Source organism: Streptomyces sp. WAC07094 (assembly GCF_036320405.1).
Classification (GTDB): domain Bacteria; phylum Actinomycetota; class Actinomycetes; order Streptomycetales; family Streptomycetaceae; genus Streptomyces; species Streptomyces lannensis.
On record NZ_JAVMJZ010000001.1, the window covers coordinates 1,390,268 to 1,408,232 of the forward strand.

Annotated in this window: 8 protein-coding genes and 2 pseudogenes; 6 read left to right on the forward strand and 4 right to left on the reverse strand. The window is 70.8% G+C overall.

Going from position 1 to position 17,965, the window contains the following annotated elements:
* The first annotated feature begins 77 nt into the window (after window positions 1-77).
* Window positions 78-1,292, forward strand: a complete 1,215-nt coding sequence (locus tag RCR19_RS06155) for an RICIN domain-containing protein (protein ID WP_331264169.1) — start codon at window positions 78-80, stop codon at window positions 1,290-1,292.
* 146 nt (window positions 1,293-1,438) lie between these two features.
* Here RCR19_RS06155 and RCR19_RS06160 read toward each other — a convergent pair whose 3' ends face one another.
* Window positions 1,439-4,780 carry a lectin gene (locus tag RCR19_RS06160; protein WP_331264170.1) on the reverse strand — a complete coding sequence of 1,114 codons (3,342 nt, stop codon included), beginning with the start codon at window positions 4,778-4,780 and terminating at the stop codon, window positions 1,439-1,441.
* A gap of 579 nt (window positions 4,781-5,359) precedes the next feature.
* Here RCR19_RS06160 and RCR19_RS06165 point away from each other — a divergent pair.
* Both RCR19_RS06165 and RCR19_RS06170 read left to right on the forward strand, forming a co-directional pair.
* On the forward strand, window positions 5,360-5,986 hold the full coding sequence (locus tag RCR19_RS06165) for a DUF1345 domain-containing protein (protein ID WP_331264171.1): 627 nt from the start codon (window positions 5,360-5,362) through the stop codon (window positions 5,984-5,986).
* Window positions 5,987-6,156: 170 nt separating this feature from the next.
* Window positions 6,157-8,469, forward strand: coding sequence for an FdhF/YdeP family oxidoreductase (locus RCR19_RS06170; protein WP_331264172.1), 2,313 nt, complete (start codon window positions 6,157-6,159; stop codon window positions 8,467-8,469).
* 59 nt (window positions 8,470-8,528) lie between these two features.
* On the opposite strand, the gene RCR19_RS06175 is transcribed toward RCR19_RS06170, so the two are convergent.
* Entirely contained in the window at window positions 8,529-10,313 is a 1,785-nt protein-coding gene (locus RCR19_RS06175; protein ID WP_331264173.1) for an FUSC family protein, read from the reverse strand.
* A gap of 725 nt (window positions 10,314-11,038) precedes the next feature.
* Here RCR19_RS06175 and RCR19_RS06180 point away from each other — a divergent pair.
* A pseudogene (locus tag RCR19_RS06180) lies at window positions 11,039-13,329 on the forward strand (FdhF/YdeP family oxidoreductase).
* A gap of 127 nt (window positions 13,330-13,456) precedes the next feature.
* Window positions 13,457-14,383: a LysR family transcriptional regulator gene (locus RCR19_RS06185; RefSeq protein ID WP_331269359.1), complete on the forward strand. Its 927-nt coding sequence runs from the start codon at window positions 13,457-13,459 to the stop codon at window positions 14,381-14,383.
* A gap of 142 nt (window positions 14,384-14,525) precedes the next feature.
* Here RCR19_RS06185 and RCR19_RS06190 read toward each other — a convergent pair.
* Window positions 14,526-14,726: pseudogene (locus RCR19_RS06190) on the reverse strand (peptidase M20); the annotation flags it as partial.
* A 232-nt stretch (window positions 14,727-14,958) separates the two neighbouring features.
* Between RCR19_RS06190 and RCR19_RS06195 the strand changes: the two are divergent.
* Window positions 14,959-16,584: a TauD/TfdA family dioxygenase gene (locus RCR19_RS06195; protein ID WP_331264174.1), complete on the forward strand. Its 1,626-nt coding sequence runs from the start codon at window positions 14,959-14,961 to the stop codon at window positions 16,582-16,584.
* 13 nt (window positions 16,585-16,597) lie between these two features.
* On the opposite strand, the gene RCR19_RS06200 is transcribed toward RCR19_RS06195, so the two are convergent.
* Window positions 16,598-17,959: a Fic family protein gene (locus RCR19_RS06200; protein ID WP_331264175.1), complete on the reverse strand. Its 1,362-nt coding sequence runs from the start codon at window positions 17,957-17,959 to the stop codon at window positions 16,598-16,600.
* Between the last annotated feature and the right edge of the window lie 6 nt (window positions 17,960-17,965).

Genomic DNA, 17,965 nt, shown 5'->3' on the forward strand with positions numbered 1-17,965 from the left:
GACCCGCCGCACCCGCCCGTGGGTCACGTCGTACCGCCCACCACCTCCCACACCACCGTCTTCACCGGAAGGACGCCATGACGGCCTCCCAGCGCCCCAGTTCCCCGAACGAGCCGACGCAGGCCGAGACCGAGGAACCCCAGCAGACCGCCGCGGCCACCGCGACCGCCGAGGCCCGGACCGAGCCGGAGCCGGAGGCCCGGGCGGCGGAGGCGGAGGCCCGGGCGGCGGAGGCGGAATCGGCGCAAAAGACGGCGCAGACGCCGGAGTCGGCACCGGCCGGGTCCGACGAGGGCGGCGAGCCGGAGCCCGGCAGCAAGGAAACCGCTGCCGGCACCGCCGAGGCCGAGGAGACCAGGTCCGAGGAGGAGCAGGCCACCGCCACCGCCGAGGCCACGGAGGAGGAGGCGTCCGGCGCCACGGCCGCCGAGACGGCGACCGCCGTCGCGCCCGGGCGGCCCCACAAGAGCCTGCTGGCGGCGGCCGCCATCGTCGGCACACTGCTGGTGTCCGTTCCGTTCCTGGTGACGACCGGCGGCGACGGCGGCAAGGACCGGACCGCCCGGACCGGTGCCGCGCCCGGCACCGTCCTCGGAGGCGAACAACCGGGTGGCGGCGTTCCCGGCGCATTCGACTCGGCGTCCCCCTCTCCCGGCGGCTCGCTCAGCGGATCTCCCGCCGCGAAGCCCGGAAAGCACATCAAGGGATCCGGTACGAGCGGCGGTTCCGGTGGTGCGGGCGACTCGGCCGCCGGTACGAAGCCCTCGTCCGGAACGTCGGAACACCATGCCTCGTCGTCCTCGTCCGGCGGCAAGAAGTCCACGACCAAGGGCACGACGTCGACCGGCCAGAAGACGTCCACCGGGTCCTCGGGTTCCTCCGGCTCCTCGGGAGGTTCCCCCGCCGTCGCCGGTGTCTCGATCTGGAGCCACGCCTCCGGCCGCTGTATCGACGTGTCCGGCGGCCGGGGCAACGACGGCACGCCCCTGGACATCTGGGACTGCGGTGGAACCGCCCGTATGAAATGGCAGTTCATGTCGGACGGAACGGTGCGCGCCATGGGCAAGTGCATGGACGTGGCCTGGGGTTCCAGCGCCAACGGCGCGGTGATCCAGCTCGCGAACTGCAGCGGCAACCCCGCTCAGCAGTTCCGCCTCAATTCCGCCCACGACCTGGTGAACCCCCAGGCCGACAAGTGCGTGGACGTGAAGGACGAGGGCACGGGCAACGGCACCCGACTCCAGCTGTGGTCCTGCAACGGCCAGGACAACCAGAAGTGGAGCAGCGGCTGACGGTCACCGGTCGCCGGGCTTGCAACGCCCGGGCCGGGGTCCGGCCGCCGCGCCTCGAAAAGCCGAAGGTTCCGCCCCGGTCCTGAGGACCGGGGCGGAACCCCCTCACACTGTCGGTCGAACGGCGTGCGGCGCCCTACGGCGCGTCAGCCGCCGAAGCCGACGGCGAAGACGTGGTTCGTGCCGTCGTCCGCCGCCGCGAGTCCGACCGAGGCGATCTTCTTGGCCGGGTCGACCGGGATCCTGGTGGCGAAGACGTACGTCGTCACCGAGTCCTGGCCTCCGGAACCGGTGACGCGGTACGGCATGGAGACCACCGTGGTGTCCTGGGAAACCGGCTTGCTGCCTCCCGCGTTGAGCGTCCAGTCGGAGAAGACCGCGGTCCCGGTCGACGTGGTGCCGTCCTCGTAGGTCACGGTCACCCGGCTCGAGGAGCCGGTCGACGGGGCGTTGGTGGCCGCACCGAGCAGGCCGAGCCAGGAGGCTCCGCTAGGCCCGGCGAGCGGAATGCTCTGGCCGGCGAGCTCGATCTCGTCGTCCTTGCCGCTGCCGAAGGCGGGCCAGGTGTACGTGATCCCGTCCGCGGTGCTCTGCCCACCGCCGTCGACACCCGCGGCCGCCAGCGCGTCCTTCGAGTACGCCCATCCACCGCCGTCGAAGCCGCCGGTGAAACGGGTGCCGTCCGGATAGACCCCCTGCGTCGTGTAGTACGGCCACAGTTCGCCCGGTCGGGCCACCACCACGCGCAGCGCCACCGTGCCAAGGCTCGTTCCGGTGCCGTCGGTGAGCGAGAAGAGCACCGGGTAGACCCCCTCGGTGCCGCCCGCGGTCACCTTGATCTGCTGCTGAGCGGTGCCGTCGGCGCCGACGTCGAACGAGCCCGACGAGGCCGGAAGGCTCACGCCCGAGGGCGCCTGGGCGGTCCAGTGCACCGTCTGGGCACGGCTGCCGATGTTCGAGACGTCGAGCGTCCCCGTGCCGGTGCCGTCGGGCGACAGGACCAGGCCGACGCCGGAGGGACCGGCCGAGGCGAGCACGTCCCGCTGGCCGGTGGAGTCCGACGGCGGTGCCGAGCCGTCGGCCGCGGCCCATCCGGTGTTGGCCTGCGTGCCCAGCGTGTAGTCGAGAGTGCCGCCGTTCTTCAGTGCGCCGAAGGTCGTCCAGGCCTTGTTCCACGCCTTTCCGTTCACCGTCAGCGACTGCACGTACGGCGCGTCGGACGCGGCCTGCGGCGCGTCGATGTTCAACGTGCGCCCGCTCGGCAGCGTCACCTGGGCCCGGGTGAAGACCGGGCTGCCCAACGCGAGCACGTCCGTGCCCGGCGTCTGCGGGTACATGCCCAGCTCCGACCAGACGTACCAGGAGCTCATCGCCCCCAGGTCGTCGTTGCCGAACGAGCCGACGGGCGCGTTGAAGTACAGCTTCTGCTGTGCCTCGCGCACCGCCTGCTGGGTCTTCCAGGGCTGTCCGACGTAGTCGTACTCCCAGGGGATCTCCAGACTCGGCTCATTGCTCAGATTGGCGTCGGTCGCCGACGGGTCAGCGATGTCGCCCAGCAGGCTGTCGAGGTAGGAACTCCACGCCTGCGCGCCGCCGCGGGCCGCGATGAGCGCCTTGAGGTTGAACGGAACCATCGGCGTGTACTGCGCCGAGGTGCCCTCGACGAAGCCGTTGGACGTGCCCGGCGCGAAGCCGGTCGCCCACTCCCCGTCGGCCTTCTTCGCCTGGAGGTAGCCGGTCTGCGGGTTGAAGACGTTCTGCCAGTCCTGCGCACGGCTCGCGAACGTGGTGTAGACGTCGTTCCTGCCCAGCGACTTGGCGAGTGCCGCGATGGCGTAGTCCGCGCTGTCGTACTCCAGTTGCGTCGAGACCGGGCCGTAGAAGTTGCAGCAGCCCCAGTCGGCGCCGTCGATCGGCAGATAGCCCTTGGTGTCCCGCAGGGACTGGCCCGGCCGGTCGTTGTTGGGCTTGGTCGCCTCGTGGACCATCGCGTCCAGGGCGTGCGACACGTCGAAGTTCTGCGCCCCGAAGGCGCGGGCGCCCGCGATGATGCCGTCCGCCGGGTCGCCGACCATCACATAGCTCTCGCCGTTGTTCTGCGCCCACTTCGGCAGCAGCCCGGTCTGGTCGTAGCCGTTGAGCATCGAGGTGACGACGTCACCCGTGACCTTCGGCTCGACCATCGCCATCAGCTGGGTCTGCGACCGGTAGGTGTCCCAGCCGGAGTAGTTGGCGTACTGCGCCTGCTGCCCCTTGGCCACCGTGTGGACCTGGTCGTCCATCCCCATGTACTGGCCGTTGTCGTCGGAGAAGACGTTCGGGTGGAGCAGCGCGTGGTAGAGCGCGGTGTAGAACTGCGTCTGCTGGTCACGGGTACCGCCCGCGATCCGCACCCGGTCGAACACCGCGTTCCACGCGGCGTGGTTGGCGGCGCGCATCCCGTCGAAGTCCCAGCCCTTGACCTCCTTGGTGAGGTTGGCACGGGCGTTGGCGTCGGAGGTGTACGAGATGCCGACGGCGGCCGTCACGGTCCGCGCGCCGGTGGTGTCGAAGGTGAGGTACATGCCGTTGGCGCCGGTGACCGGCGGGCTGGACTGCGTACCGCCCTGCTTGCCCGCACCGCCGTGCACGCTCGGGGAGGGGGCGGCCGGCACGGTGAAGTGCCGCTCTGCCAGCTCGTCCGACGAACGCTTGCTCAGCGTCTGCTCGGGGCGCCCCAGTCGCAGCGCCTTGGCGTCGGGGTTGACCGTCGAGCCGGTCCAGGTCCCGCTGCCGGTGAAGGGGTGGTCGAACTTGATGTCGAAATGGATCGTGTAGGTGTTGGCGGCACCGCAGAAGTGGCCGCTCTGGACCGCACCGATGATCTCGTGGTCGTTCACCACCTGGGCACGGGTGCCGTCGATCTGCGTGGCTCCGCCACTCAGCTTGAGCAGCAGGTGCGAGTCGTCGCCACCGGGGAAGGTGAACCGGCCCAGACCGGCGCGGGTGGTGGTGGTCAGCTCCGTGGAGACGCCGTTGTCGTCCTTCACGCCGTAGTAGCCGAGGGCGGCGTGCTCGTTGTCGTGGCTGAATCCCACGCTCGTGCCACCCAGGTCGCCCGAGAGGGAGCCGGTGAGGGGCAGCAAGGGCACGTCGCCACCCGCCGAACAGCCGGGCCCGGACATATGGGTGAGGCTGAAGCCGGAGATCTTGGAGTCGTTGTACTCGTAACCTCCGCCCAGCGCGCGGTGCGGAGTGGTGTCCGGCCCCCACTGCATCATGCCGAAGGGCATGTCGGGCCCGGGGAAGGTGTCGACCTCGCCCGACGTACCGATGAGCGGGTTGACCAACGACGCCGGATCCCCCACGAAGGCGGGAGCGGCCGAGGCGGACACGGCGCCGAGCGCCTGGAGCGGCAGGACGGCCATGGCCAGTACGGACACGGCGGCGAGACGTCTGCGGATGCGGCTGCGGAATCTGAGCGGTCGCGGGGACCTGGGCTTTGCCATCACGTGCCTCCACGGCGGGGGTTGTGACCTCACGGATGACGTGCAGGTGCGTTTCCGCACCACATGCTTGACATCGTTGTCAGACCAGGCGGACGGACCACCCTGACAACGTTGCCAGCGCATGCGGACACCGATCCAACGCCTCGGGTGACCCTGTGTCAACCAAGTCAACGCCCGGTTAAGGCAAACCGATTCAGCCACTCGTGCCACCTGGGGTGCACTGCCGGACGTAAAGCGAGATGACGGACCGTCAGCCGCTACGGGTGCCCCACGCCCTCCGCCGCACCCGGTCCGCCGGGCTCACAGAGGGGTGGCGCGAAAGTCCGGGCCGGCGCCCGGCAACGCTCCGTACCGGCGCACTCGGACGAAGGGCGTTCACACCCGACCAACTCGGGGTCACGATCGCCAGGACGCCGGACGGGCAACTCACCGATGGCGTACCGGTGCCCCGCCCGGCGCGTCACCGTGCGTGGGCGTCCGGCGTCTTCGGGCCGGGATCACCCTCTGCGCGCCGTCCGCTACGCCGACTGCTTCGGCGTCCGGGTGCCGAGGGCGGCAAAGCCGCTACGGTCGGGACGTATGAGCACGTGCTTGCCGGTCTCGGCCATTCCCCGGCTCACCGGCGCCGTGGTCGTCGGAGTGGTGGCCGGTGCCGCCGTCGGTGTGCCGACCGACGCCCCGCTGGGTGTCCTGACGGGCATCGCCGTGACGGAGGCGTTCTTCGTGGTGGCGGGCTGGCTCGTCCTGTGGCCGATGGATGCCGCAGCGACTCGCGGCCATGCCCGGCGCGAGGACCTGCGGCCCGTCGCCGAGGAGCTCGCCGTGGTCGCGGCCGCCGTGTGCGGGCTGGTCGGCATCGTGGTGCTGCTCCTCGGCAGCTCGGACCCCGCCCATGCCGCGACGGCGCTCGGCGGTGTGTTCATGGCCTGGGCGGCACTGCACCTGATGTACGCCACCCGCTACGCGTATCTCTACTATCCGGAGTCGGCGGGCGGGATCGACTTCAACTCCGAGCGGCCGCCGGCGTACCGGGACTTTCTCTACTTCAGCTACAACCTCGGCATGACCTATCAGGTCTCGGACACCGGTGTGTCGAGCTCGGCCATCCGTGCGATGGTGCTGCGCCACTGCCTCCTGTCCTACGTCTTCGGCACCAGCATTCTCGCCACGGCCATCAACCTCGTCGCAGGAATCGTCACCCACTGACGCGGACGCCGCACGCCGTCGACACCCCGTCCCGGCCGGCCGATCGCTGCCGCTCACCCTCCGTCACCCGGCGCTCCCCGATCGAGTGGCGGGCCCTGATCATCCGGCATAGCCTGCCGAAAGGCCCCGGTTGCCCTCGTATAACCGAATGGCCGAAAGGGTGGAGAGCCTTGAGCACCGACAAGGACGAGTGGGAAGAGCCGGAGCCCTCAGTGGGGCCGGTCCCCACGGAAGGCCCGGAGTTCCACCCGTACCACCATCCGGCGGCGGGCTGGGGCGCGGCCAAGAGCGTGAGCCGTGTCCTCGTGCGCGAGCACGCGCTGCTGGACGGGCCGCGGGCGATCATGCGGATGAACCACGAGAACACGGGTTTCGACTGCCCCGGATGCGCATGGCCGGACGACACCAAAGGCCTGAAGCTGGACATCTGCGAGAACGGGATCAAGCACGTCACCTGGGAGATGACACCCAAGCGTGTCGGGCGCGAGTTCTTCGCCGCGCACTCGGTGACCGAGTTGTCCCGGTGGAGCGACTACGCGCTGGAGGACCAGGGCCGGCTGACCGAGCCGATGATGTACGACCCGGAGACGGACCACTATGTCCCGACCCGGTGGAAGGACGCCTTCGAGCTGATCGGCAGTGCCCTGCGCGGGCTGGACGACCCCGGCCGGGCCTCCTTCTACACCTCGGGCCGGCTCGGCAACGAGGCCACGTTCCTTTACCAGTTGATGGCCCGCGAGCTGGGCACGAACAACCTGCCCGACTGCTCCAACATGTGTCACGAGGCCAGTGGCCGCGCACTGCAGGCATCCCTGGGTACCGGCAAGGGGACCGTCGACCTCAAGGACTGGGAGAACGCCGACGCCCTGTTCATCCTGGGGGTCAACGCCGCCTCCAACGCGCCCCGGATGCTCACCGCCCTCGCCGAGGCCTACCATCGCGGCGCCCAGATCGTGCACATCAATCCACTGGTCGAGGCTGCCGCCACCCGCACCATCGTCCCCCACGACTTCCTGGACATGGCACTCTTCAAAACGACCCGGACCAGCACGCTGAATCTCCAGCCGCGCATCGGCGGTGACATGGCGCTTCTGCGCGGCATGGCCAAGGCGGTCCTGGAGGAGTCCAAGACGGACCCCAAGGCCCTGGACCAGGAGTTCGTCGACCGCCACACCTCCGGCTTCGACGAGTACCGGGCGCTGTGCGAGGAGACGCCCTGGGCGGAGCTCGAGCGCCAGTCCGGGATCAGCCGCGCCGACATCCTGAAGGCGGCACGCATCTACAACGACGCCGATCGCAGCATCTTCAGCTGGTGTCTGGGCCTCACCCAGCACGAGCACGGTGTCGACACCGTCCGGGAGATCGTCAATCTGCTTCTGCTGCGCGGCAACCTGGGGCGGGAGGGGGCGGGTCCCTCCCCCGTGCGCGGGCACAGCAACGTCCAGGGCAACCGGACCTGCGGCATCGACCACCGGCCCACTGCGGAGTTCCTGGACCGGCTGGCCGAGGTCTGCCGGATCGATCCGCCGCGTGAGCACGGCCTGGACACCGTCGGCACCATCCAGGCGATGCTACGCGGCGATGTGAAGGTGTTCGTGGGTATGGGCGGCAACTTCGCCATGGCCGCGCCCGACACCCCGGTCACCTGGGCGGCGCTGCGCAACTGCGACCTGACCGTGCAGGTGAGCACCAAGCTGAACCGCAGTCATCTCGTGCACGGACGTCAGGCACTCATCCTGCCGTGCCTCGCCCGCACGGAGAAGGACCATCAGCGCAAGGGCATCCAGAGCACGTCCGTCGAGGACTCGATGAGCATGGTGCACCTGTCCATCGGTATGAAGCGCCCCGCCTCGCCGCATCTGCTGTCCGAGCCGGCGATCGTCGCGGGCATGGCCCGGGCCGCCCTGCCCGCCAGTTCCACTCCGTGGGAGTGGTACGTCGAGGACTACGACCGGATCCGCGACACCATGGCCCAAGTCCTGGACGGCTTCGAGGACTTCAACCGCCGTGTGCGCCTGCCCCTCGGCTTCCGCATCAAGCAGCCCGCTCGTGAGCTGGTCTTCCTCACCGCTTCGGGCGCCGCCGAGTTCTCCGCGGCCCGTCTGCGCGACGTCGTCCCCGCCCCCGGCACCCTGGCGCTCGGCACCATGCGGTCCCACGACCAGTGGAACACCACCATCTACTCCGACAACGACCGCTACCGCGGCATCAAGAACCTCCGCACGCTCGTCTTCATGAACCGGGGCGACATGCGCGAACGGGGAATCGCCGATCTCGGTCCCGTCGACATCACCAGCACGGCCAGGGACGGCAGCACCCGTTCCCTGAGCGGCTACCTCGCCATCCCCTACGACATCCCCCGGGGTTGCGCGGCCGGGTACATGCCCGAGATGAACGTGCTGTGCGCGCTCGCCGACCACAGCACCCAGAGCGACCAACCGATCATGAAGCACGTCAAGGTCACCATCACCCCCGCCACCTGAGCGAGGAGGCGGCCGAAGAATCGAGCCGGGCGCGGGGGCGGCCGGGGCGCACCGCGGCGTCACCGCCCCCGGGCGAGCCGTTCGAGCAGCAGATAGGCACGCTGCTCCGCGGCGGCGAGTTCGGCGGGATCGATCTCCGCCGACCACAGCTCCCCCGCCGCGGCGTCGTCGGCCTCGCGCAGTTCCACGACGGCCACGGCCAGATGCGTCTGTACGAACGGGAACGCCTGCGCCGAGCGCTCGTCCAGCGCCTGCTCCGCATGCTCGGCCGCCTCCGTGCAGGCGGTCAGCGCATGCTCGGCCCGGACCGCGGCGCGGTCGTGGACCACCAGGAGTCCGCAGAGCAGCCCGATGGCGATCCCCAGAATGCTGCCGACCGCCCTGTCCAGGATGAGGGTCCCGGGAGCCGAGGGTACCGCCAGTTCGGTCAGGAGCAGTGCCAGCGGCGTGAGGAAGACGACGCCGAGACCGTAGTTGCGGGACACGACGTACTCCAGCAGGAACTCCAGAAGGACGATCACGAGGACGAGCGTTGCCGCGTCCGGCCGCAGGGCCAGTACGGCCAGGGCGACGACCAGCCCGGCCACCGTGCCCACCGTGCGCTGAACGGCGCGTTGCGCCGCGGTGCGGACGTTGATGGAGTGCAGCACCGCCGCGGCGGAGATCGCCGCCCAGTAGCCGTGCCCGAGGTGCAGGGCCACGGCCAGTCCGCCCGCCAGCCCGGTCCCGAGGACGATCCGCAGTGCGGGTACCACCAGGACCGAGACATGGCTCGGCCGTCCCTGGCGCCGCCCCACCAGCAGTTCGGCGGCACGTGTCTCGGCGGCACGGCCGGCGGCGGGGTCGATCGGTTCCGGTGCGGTGCCCGTCGCGTCCTCGGCGGCTCCGGTCCGGGCGGCCGCGACGGGCACCGGCAGCTCCGGCAGGAGTGGGGGGACCCGGCGGTGCCGGTCCGTCAGAAGCCGGACCTGTCGGCGCAGGTGCCGCGCCAGGTCGGCGTGGTCGTCGGGCGACCGGCGCACGGAGCCGATCAGCAACGACCAGGAGAGGTCGGTCAGGCGCGCGCACACACCGCCGCGGGCACCTTGCCCGGCGCCGGTGGGCGGCAGAAGTCCGAGGGACACATATGCCTGGAGTACGGCGGCGGTGGCCCGGTTCCGGGCCGGTCCGCCCCCGTGCCGCACACCACCGGACTCCAGCAGCCCGGCGAGCTGCCGCAGGGCCGCGGCCACGGCGAGGCGTTGCGGCCGGTCCGGCTGTACGAGCCGGCCCGACATGGCCAGCGCCCACGCCACGGCGGCTCCCACCGCGGCCAGCGCGGTCTGCGGGAGGACATCGTCGAAGACGGGCGACGCGTTGGCCGCCACGGCGAACGAGAAGAGCAGCAGCACCGCGCCGAGCCCGCTCTGTCGCACGGCGTCACAGGCGAACTTCGCCGCACCGGCGACCACGGCCGTGGCCGCGACCACCACGACGGCGCCGCCTCCCCCTTCCCGGGGATGGGCCCACGCGGCGAGCAGCGAGCCACCGCCCACGCACACGGTCATGGCCACCCCGGCCAGTGCGAGGACCCTGGCGCGCCGCGGGTAGGGCAGGTTGTGCCCGAACGTGGTGGTGAAGGCGCCGAGCATGGCGTAGACGGCTTGCTCGGCCCGCCCGGTCAGCACCAACGGCATCGCCGGCAGTGCCATGGCGAGTGCGGCGTGCACTGCGCAGGTGAACGCCCCGTCCACTTTGTGCAGGAAGAGCGCGCCGCGCGGGGTCAGTACGCGCGCCAGGTCGGCCGCCGCACGCCGCCGAGCGCTCCCGGTCACAAGGAGGTGTGAAAGCTGCAAACGGGGCATGATCGGGGTATATCACTTGCTTTCGATGGTGGACTGTTCATCGTCCGCCGGCCACGCAGGCGGCCGTTGGTGCTGGGCGGCGGCTCGGATCAGTTCGGGCGTGGGGCGTACGGCGCGGATCGCGCCTGCCAATGTCGTCGATATCCATGGCCGGGCTTCCGAAAAATGCCGGAACAGGGAATCGGCGCCATTTTCCCGAACCACCCGGACGGAATTGTTCGCCCCTCGACCACCGTCCAGGAATTTACCATGCCGGCCGAAAAGGAATTACCTGTCGTGCGATCGGCGGCTCCTGTCAGGAGGTGCGCTCGTCCCGCCGGCCCGTTCGTCGGCGGCCGCAGGACCGCCCGGCTAAATCCGTCCGGCCGCTCCCGAACAGGCACGCGCCGCGCATTCCCCCGCCACCCGGCCCCGTTCCGTTCCGTCGCCGTCCCGATGAGAAGACCGCCACCGTGATAAGCGGCGCCGATCGGATCATCGAAGAGCCCTCTTTGACTTCCGGCCGGGTACCGGCGGAAGCTGCTCTCGCAGTGGGAGTCGGATATGCGCAGACGGCGCACGTGAATACGCACGTCCATGGCCCGTACGTCCGGCGCGTTTTCCCGGTTCGGCGAAAAGGGGAGAACGGCCGCCGCGGCGCGGTGGTGGCCTCGGACGCGCACGCACACGCGCCGGATGCGCACGGCCCGGCCGGTGGCCCAGCGTGGAAAGAGGCAGCCCGGATCATGAGCAGCATCGAGGACCCCAGCGACGATCTGTCGGTCACCTCGCCCAAGACCTGGGCGACGGGTCTGCCCGCGGTGACGCACGCCCTGGAGTACTCCCTCGGCCAGACGTCCGTGCGGCGCACCGCGCTGACGCTGCTGAACGTCAATCAGGCCAAGGGCATCGACTGCCCCGGCTGCGCCTGGCCCGAGCCCGCACCGGGCAAGCGCCATATGAACGAGTACTGCGAGAACGGCGCCAAGCACATCAACGACGAGGCCACCTCACGGCGCGTGACCCGCGACTTCTTCCGCGAGCACTCGATCGCCGAGCTGGGCGGCATGTCCGACTACTGGCTCAACCAGCAGGGCCGGCTGACCGAGCCGATGGTGAAGCGACCCGGCGCGACCCACTACGAGCCGATCGGCTGGGACGAGGCGATCGGTCTGCTCGCCGGGGAGCTGAGCGGACTGGACTCCCCCGACGAGGCCCTGTTCTACGTATCCGGCCGGCTGAACAACGAGGCCGCCTTCCTCCTCCAGCTCTTCGCCCGCGCGTTCGGGACCAACAATCTGCCGGACTGCTCCAACATGTGCCACGAGTCGAGCGGGTCCGCGCTGCAGGAGACGCTGGGCATCGGCAAGGGCAGTGTCTCGCTGGACGACATCCACGACGCCGACCTGGTCTTCGTCGTGGGACAGAACCCGGGAACCAACCACCCGCGGATGCTGTCGGCGCTGGAGGAGACCAAACGCAACGGCGGCCGGGTGGTGGCGGTGAACACGCTGCCCGAGGCCGGGTTGATGCGCTTCAAGCACCCGCAGCGGGTACGCGGCGTGATCGGCCGCGGCACGCCCATCGCCGACCAGTTCCTGCACATCCGCGCCGGCGGCGACCTCGCCCTGTTCCAGGCCCTCAACCGGCTTTTGCTGGACGCCGAGGAGGCCGCGCCGGGCACCGTGCTCGACCACTCCTTCATCAGGAGAAGCACCACCGGCTTCGAGGACTTCGCCGCACAGGCCGAGAAGACCTCCTGGGACGATGTGCTGACGGCGACCGGGCTGTCCCGCGAGGAGATCGAGCGTGTGCACGCGAGCGTCCTGCGGAGCAAGAAGATCATCGTGTGCTGGGCGATGGGGCTGACCCAGCACAAGCACGGGGTTCCCACCATCCGTGAGATCGTCAACTTCCTGATGCTGCGGGGCAATATCGGCAGGCCCGGCGCCGGAGTGTGCCCGGTGCGCGGCCACAGCAACGTCCAGGGGGACCGCACCATGGGGGTGTGGGAGCGGATGCCGCAGGGGTTCCTGGACGCCCTGGAGCGCGAGTTCGGCTTCACCCCGCCCACCCGGCACGGCCTCGACTCGGTGAACGGCATCCGTGCCATGCGCGACGGCAGCGCCAAGGTCTTCGTCGGCGTCGCGGGGAACTTCGTACGGGCCACTCCCGACAGTGCGGTCACCGAGGCGGCGATGCGCGGGTGCCGGCTGACCGCGCATGTCTCCACCAAGCTCAACCGCTCGCACACGGTCTGCGGCGACACCGCCCTGATCCTCCCCACGCTGGGCCGCAGCGACCGGGACGTCCAGGCCACGGGTGAGCAGTTCATCACCGTCGAGGACTCGATGAGCGAGGTGCACGCCTCCCGGGGGAAGCTGCCACCGGCCTCACCGCACCTGCTGAGCGAGGTGGCGATCGTCAGCCGGCTGGCGCGCCGCACGCTGGGGGACGAACCCTCCATCCCCTGGGAGGACTTCGAGGCGGACTACGGCACGATCCGCGACCGGATCTCCCGTGTCGTACCGGGCTTCGAGGACTTCAACAGCCGGGTGGCGCGGCCCGGTGGCTTCAAGCTGCCCAACCCGGTGAACGAGCGCGTCTTCCGCACTCCGGCGGCAAGGCGGTCTTCACCTGCAACGAGTTCACCATGCCGCACGTCCCCGAGGGACATCTGCTGCTGCAGACCCTGCGCTCGCACGACCAGTGGAACACCGTGCCGTACGCCCCGAACGACCGGTACCGCGGCATACACAACGCCCGCCGGGTCGTGCTCGTCAACCCCGGCGACCTCGAGGCCCTCGGCATCGCCGACCGCGACGAGGTGGACCTGGTGAGCGTCTGGCACGACGGGACGGAACGCCGGGCGGAGAACTTCCGGGTCGTCGGGTACCCCACCAGCCCCGGTTCAGCCGCGTCCTACTACCCCGAGACCAACGTGCTGGTCCCGCTGGACAGCGTCGCCGACATCAGCAACTGCCCCACGTCCAAGGGTGTGGTGGTCCGTCTGGAAGCGGCACGCACACCCGCCTGACAGGGACGCCAAACACGGCCCGCGTCCCGTGCTCGCCGCGCTTCGTCGGCCGTGGCCGACGAAGCGCGGCACGACGGGACGCGGGCCGTGTTTGGCGTTCGGTCCTGCCGTCGGGTACATCCATGAGGTGCTGTTCCGCCAACTCGAGTACCTGGTCGCCCTCTCGCGCGAGCGTCACTTCGCCCGCGCCGCGCAGGCCTGTTTCGTCTCCCAGCCCGCTCTCTCCGAGGCCGTCAGAAAGCTGGAGGAAGAACTGGACGTGCCGCTGGTCCGCCGCGGCCGGAAGTACGAGGGCCTCACACCCGAGGGCGAACGCATCGTGGTGTGGGCGCAGCGGATCCTCGCGGACCGTGACGCCCTCAAGAACGAGGTCGGCGCCCTGCGCACCGGGCTGAGCGGCCGGATGCGGATCGGCTCGGTGCCCACCGCGTCCGGCGCCGTCTCACTGCTGACCGGCCCGTTCTGCGCGGCACACCCACTGGTGAGCGTGGAGGTGATAGCGGACCTGCAGTCGGATGAGATTCTCCGGCAGTTGCAGAACTTCGAGATCGACGCCGGCATCACATATCTGCACAACGGCCTCTCGGAGCATTTCCAGGCGGTGCCGATGTACGAGGAGCGGTATGTGCTGCTGACCACCGCCGCCGACGGCGGCGCCCGTTCGACGGCCACCTGGGCGGACGCCTCGAGGCTCCCGCTGTGCCTGCTGACCGAGGCCATGCAGGGGCGCAAGGTCCTGGACGGGGTGTTCGCGGAGGCCGGGCTGCGGCCCTCGCCCCGGCTGGAGACCGATTCCGTGGCCACCCTGTTCGCCCATGTCAGGACGGGCCTGTGGGCGAGCATCGTGCCGCACACATGGCTGCATGTCTTCGGCGTCCCGCAGGGGATGCGCGCGGTGCCGATGGTCGAGCCGGCCCGTTCCGTGCCGGTCGGTCTGGTGGTCACCACCCGGGAGCCGGGATCGGTCATGGCCCGTGCCCTCGCGGACATCGCCCGCCACACCGACGTCGCCGCCGCGCTGGAGCGCCTTCCCGGGGACTCCGGAGCCCGGTAGCGGCCGACTCGCGCAGGGACACGTTCCCGCGGGGACCGCGTCAACCGCGTATGGGGCGGGCGTCGGTACGGGCGTATGCCCCCGGCCTGCCGCCATGACCGACGGCGCCGGGGCGCCGGCGCGCCGGCGTGGGCGCGCAGCCCGGGAGATCCATGGACCACAGATCCACGTCGAGTCCGAGTCGTCCCAGCCGCCCGGCCAGGTCGTGCTGGATCTCGGCCTCGGCCGCGGTCCCGGTCACGCTCGGGATCGCGATCAGTTCAAGCAGCGTCCGGACGACGGCGGCCTCGTCGACCTGCGCCAGCGCGGGGGCATCCTCGGCGGTGAACCCTGCTGTGGTCATGGGGGGTTGCTCCCGTCGCTGTGTGCTGTCCACTGCGGAAGGCTCGGCATCTCCGGATGCTAGGGGCCGGGCGACGGCGCCTTCAATGTCCGTGTCCGGCCGTCGGCGCCGGCTCCCGCACGCCCCCGCGAGAGCGGGGTTCGCCGCATCGCCACTTTCCGGTCACCTTCCCGACGTGTGAGCCTGTGACCGTCGCAGAAGTTGGCTATACAACTTTTTCCGAGGAGTGAACGTGTCCGCCCTGCCCACCTTCCCGATCGGCGATCTGCCGGCGATGTGGCTCCGCGACAACTGCCCCTGTGCCGAGTGCCGCGATCCCCGCTCCGGACAGAAGCTGTTCCAAATCACCGCCCTGCCCACCGGGCTGCGGGTGGGCTCGGCGGGCGCCGCCGCGGGTACCGTCGAGGTCGTCTGGGAGCCCGACGGGCACCGCTCCGTGTACCCGGTGGCCTGGCTGGCCGCCAACCGCCCCGGCCGCACCGACCACGGTGATCTGCGCACCGAGCACGGCAAGGAACTGTGGACGGCCCGCGACATCGCGGGACGGCTGCCCGCGGCCGACTGGGCGGACTACCTCGACAAGCCCGGCGTGCGGGCGCGGATGCTGGAGTCCGTGCTCCGGCTGGGCTTCATGCTGCTGCGCGCGGTGCCGCAGCGCGAGGAGCAGGTGCTCGAGGTCGCGGAGACCTTCGGCTACGTCCGCGAGACCAACTACGGGAAGCTCTTCGACGTGCGCGTCGAACCCGACCCGAACAACCTCGCCTTCACCTCGGTCGCCATCACCCCGCACACCGACAACCCGTACCGCGACCCGGTGCCGACGCTTCAGCTGCTGCACTGCCTGGTCAACGACGCGGACGGCGGCGACTCCGGTCTCGTCGACGGCTTCGCTGCGGCCGCGATGCTGCGCCGCGAGGACCCCGAGGCGTTCGAGGTGCTCACCCGCACGCCCGCCCCCTTCGTCTTCCGCGACGCGGGGACGGAACTGCGCGCAGACCGCCCGCTGATCGGCACCGACTCGCTGGGCCGGGTGCGCGAGGTGCGGTTCAACAACCGTTCGATCAGCACCCTGAGGCTGCCCGCCGAAGAGCTGGAGCACTTCTACGCGGCCTACCGCACCTTCGCCGAACTGCTGCTCCGCCCGGAGCTCCAGCTCGACCTGCGCCTCACCCCGGGCGACTGCCTGGTCTTCGACAACACCCGGCTGCTGCACGCCCGCACGGCGTTCGCCCAGGACGGGGCCCGCCACCTCCAGGGCTGCTACGCCGACCTGGACGGGCTGGCCGGCACGCTGGCGGTACTGCGCCGCGCGGACACCCTCGAGCCACTGGTCGAGATGTTCGCCGGGGCGGGAACGGCGGAGTACCTGGGCGAGCCCGTCACCATGGCCCAGCACATGCTGCAGGCGGGGGCCAGGGCGGAGGCCGCCGGTGCCCCGCCGCACCTGGTGGCCGCCGCCCTGCTGCACGACCTCGGACATGTCGACGGCGAGGTCGTCACCGGTCTGGAGCTGATGGCCGGCACCGACAACCGGCACAGCCACACCGGCGCCGACCTGCTGGGCCGCTGGTTCGGACCCGAGGTCACCGAGCCGGTGCGGCTGCACGTCGCCGCCAAGCGCTATCTGTGCGCGGTGGAGCCGGACTACTACGACCAGCTGTCCGAGGCGTCGAAGTACACGCTGAAGGTCCAGGGCGGTGTGATGACTCCCGAGCAGGCGGCCGAGTTCGCCGCGCTGCCCGGCGCCGCCGACGCGGTCGCCGTCCGCCGCTGGGACGAGGAGGCGAAGGACCCGAACGCCGACACACCCCCGTTCGAACACTTCCTTCCGCTGCTTGCGGCGCTGGCGCGCGGCTAGGGCCGGACAGACCCTAGCGGGAGGCGAGGCCGCGGGTCTCGGTGAGGTGGCAGGCGGCGTACCGGGCGAGGGTGAGCGCGTCCTTCGGTTCGTCCGCCCGGAAGCGGATGCGGCGCACCAGGCCGACGCCGTTCAGCGCGACGCCCTCGCGGGCGAGGACGAACAGGAAGGCGAGGAAGGCGGACCGGGCGTTGCCGTCGTCGAAGGGATGGAAGAAGCAGACGTCGAGGTAGGCACGTGCGGCGCGGGCGGTCAGCGGGAGGGGCCGCCCGCCCTCCGCCGCACTCTCGGCCAGACAGGCATCGAGCCGATCGCGGCTGTCCGGCCCGATGCCGTAGCGTTCCCGGCCGCCCTTGGCGAAGGCGGGTGAGACGCGGAACCCGGGCGGCTGCGCCGTGCCCAGTACGTGCCGCTGCCAGCCCCGGAGCAGCTCGACGTCGAGGGGCGCGCCGCGCGCCGCGTCGGCCCGCATGAGGTCGAGTGCGGCCAGCAGGCCGTCCGCACGGGCGGCGTCCAGGGCGCCGTCGAAGGCACGGATGTCCTCCGCCGCGCCGTCCCGCGACGGGGTCACCGGTCCGTCGCCGCCACCGTCCGGGCACTCCTGCCACGGCACGGCCTCGCGCACCGCGAGCCAGCGTTCCAAGTGGTCCTCCGGCGGCCCGGGCGCGGGCGCGGTGTCGTCCGGCTGCACGGACAGCGCCAACTGCTCGGCCACGTCGTCGACCAGTACGATGTCGGGCGCGGTCCAGCTCTCGAACCGTCCGCCGATCGCCTCGTCGACCAGTTCCCGTGCGACGTCGGGTGCGACGTCCCAGCGGCTGAGGAACCAGGTGAGCACCTGACGGCAGTGCCCCTGCCAGCCGCTGCCGCAACCCGTGCGGTCGACGACCTGCAGGATCAGGTTCCGGGCGGCGCGCTCCCACAGGATCCGCTGGTCCTCGACCGCCTTCAGGTCCAGCGGATACGCCTCGAACCACCCCGCGAGATCCTCGAGCCACGAGCGCCATTCGCACAGCCCCGCGACGACGCGGACCAGCGTCTCCTCCGAGGTGGTGATCGAGTGCAGCGGGCAGCACCAGCTGCCGACCGGCCCACCGTCGAAGTGCCCTTCGTCGTGCGCCCAGCACCACCCCATGACCCATCGGCCGTAATGCCGTGCGAGGGCGCAGGACATGGCGTCGGCCCACACCCGGCCCGACTGCCGACTCCAGGCACTCATCGCGGGATCGACGACGGGAAGGTCGGGGCGGCGCGGCACCCGCCGGCCGGGACCGAGCGAGCGCACCACCTGCGCCGCCGACGCGCTGTCGAAGGGGTGACGCGCAGGGTCGACCTCGGCCCAGCTCAGCCGCCAGGGGTGCACCTCGAACTCCACCGCGGC

Excerpts from the sequence above, each read along its gene's own strand:
- RCR19_RS06155 (WP_331264169.1), top strand. The coding sequence starts at position 78 with ATGACGGCCTCCCAGCGCCCCAGTTCCCCGAACGAGCCGACGCAGGCC.
- RCR19_RS06160 (WP_331264170.1), bottom strand. The coding sequence starts at position 4,780 with ATGGCAAAGCCCAGGTCCCCGCGACCGCTCAGATTCCGCAGCCGCATC.
- RCR19_RS06165 (WP_331264171.1), top strand. The coding sequence starts at position 5,360 with ATGAGCACGTGCTTGCCGGTCTCGGCCATTCCCCGGCTCACCGGCGCC.
- RCR19_RS06175 (WP_331264173.1), bottom strand. The coding sequence starts at position 10,313 with ATGCCCCGTTTGCAGCTTTCACACCTCCTTGTGACCGGGAGCGCTCGG.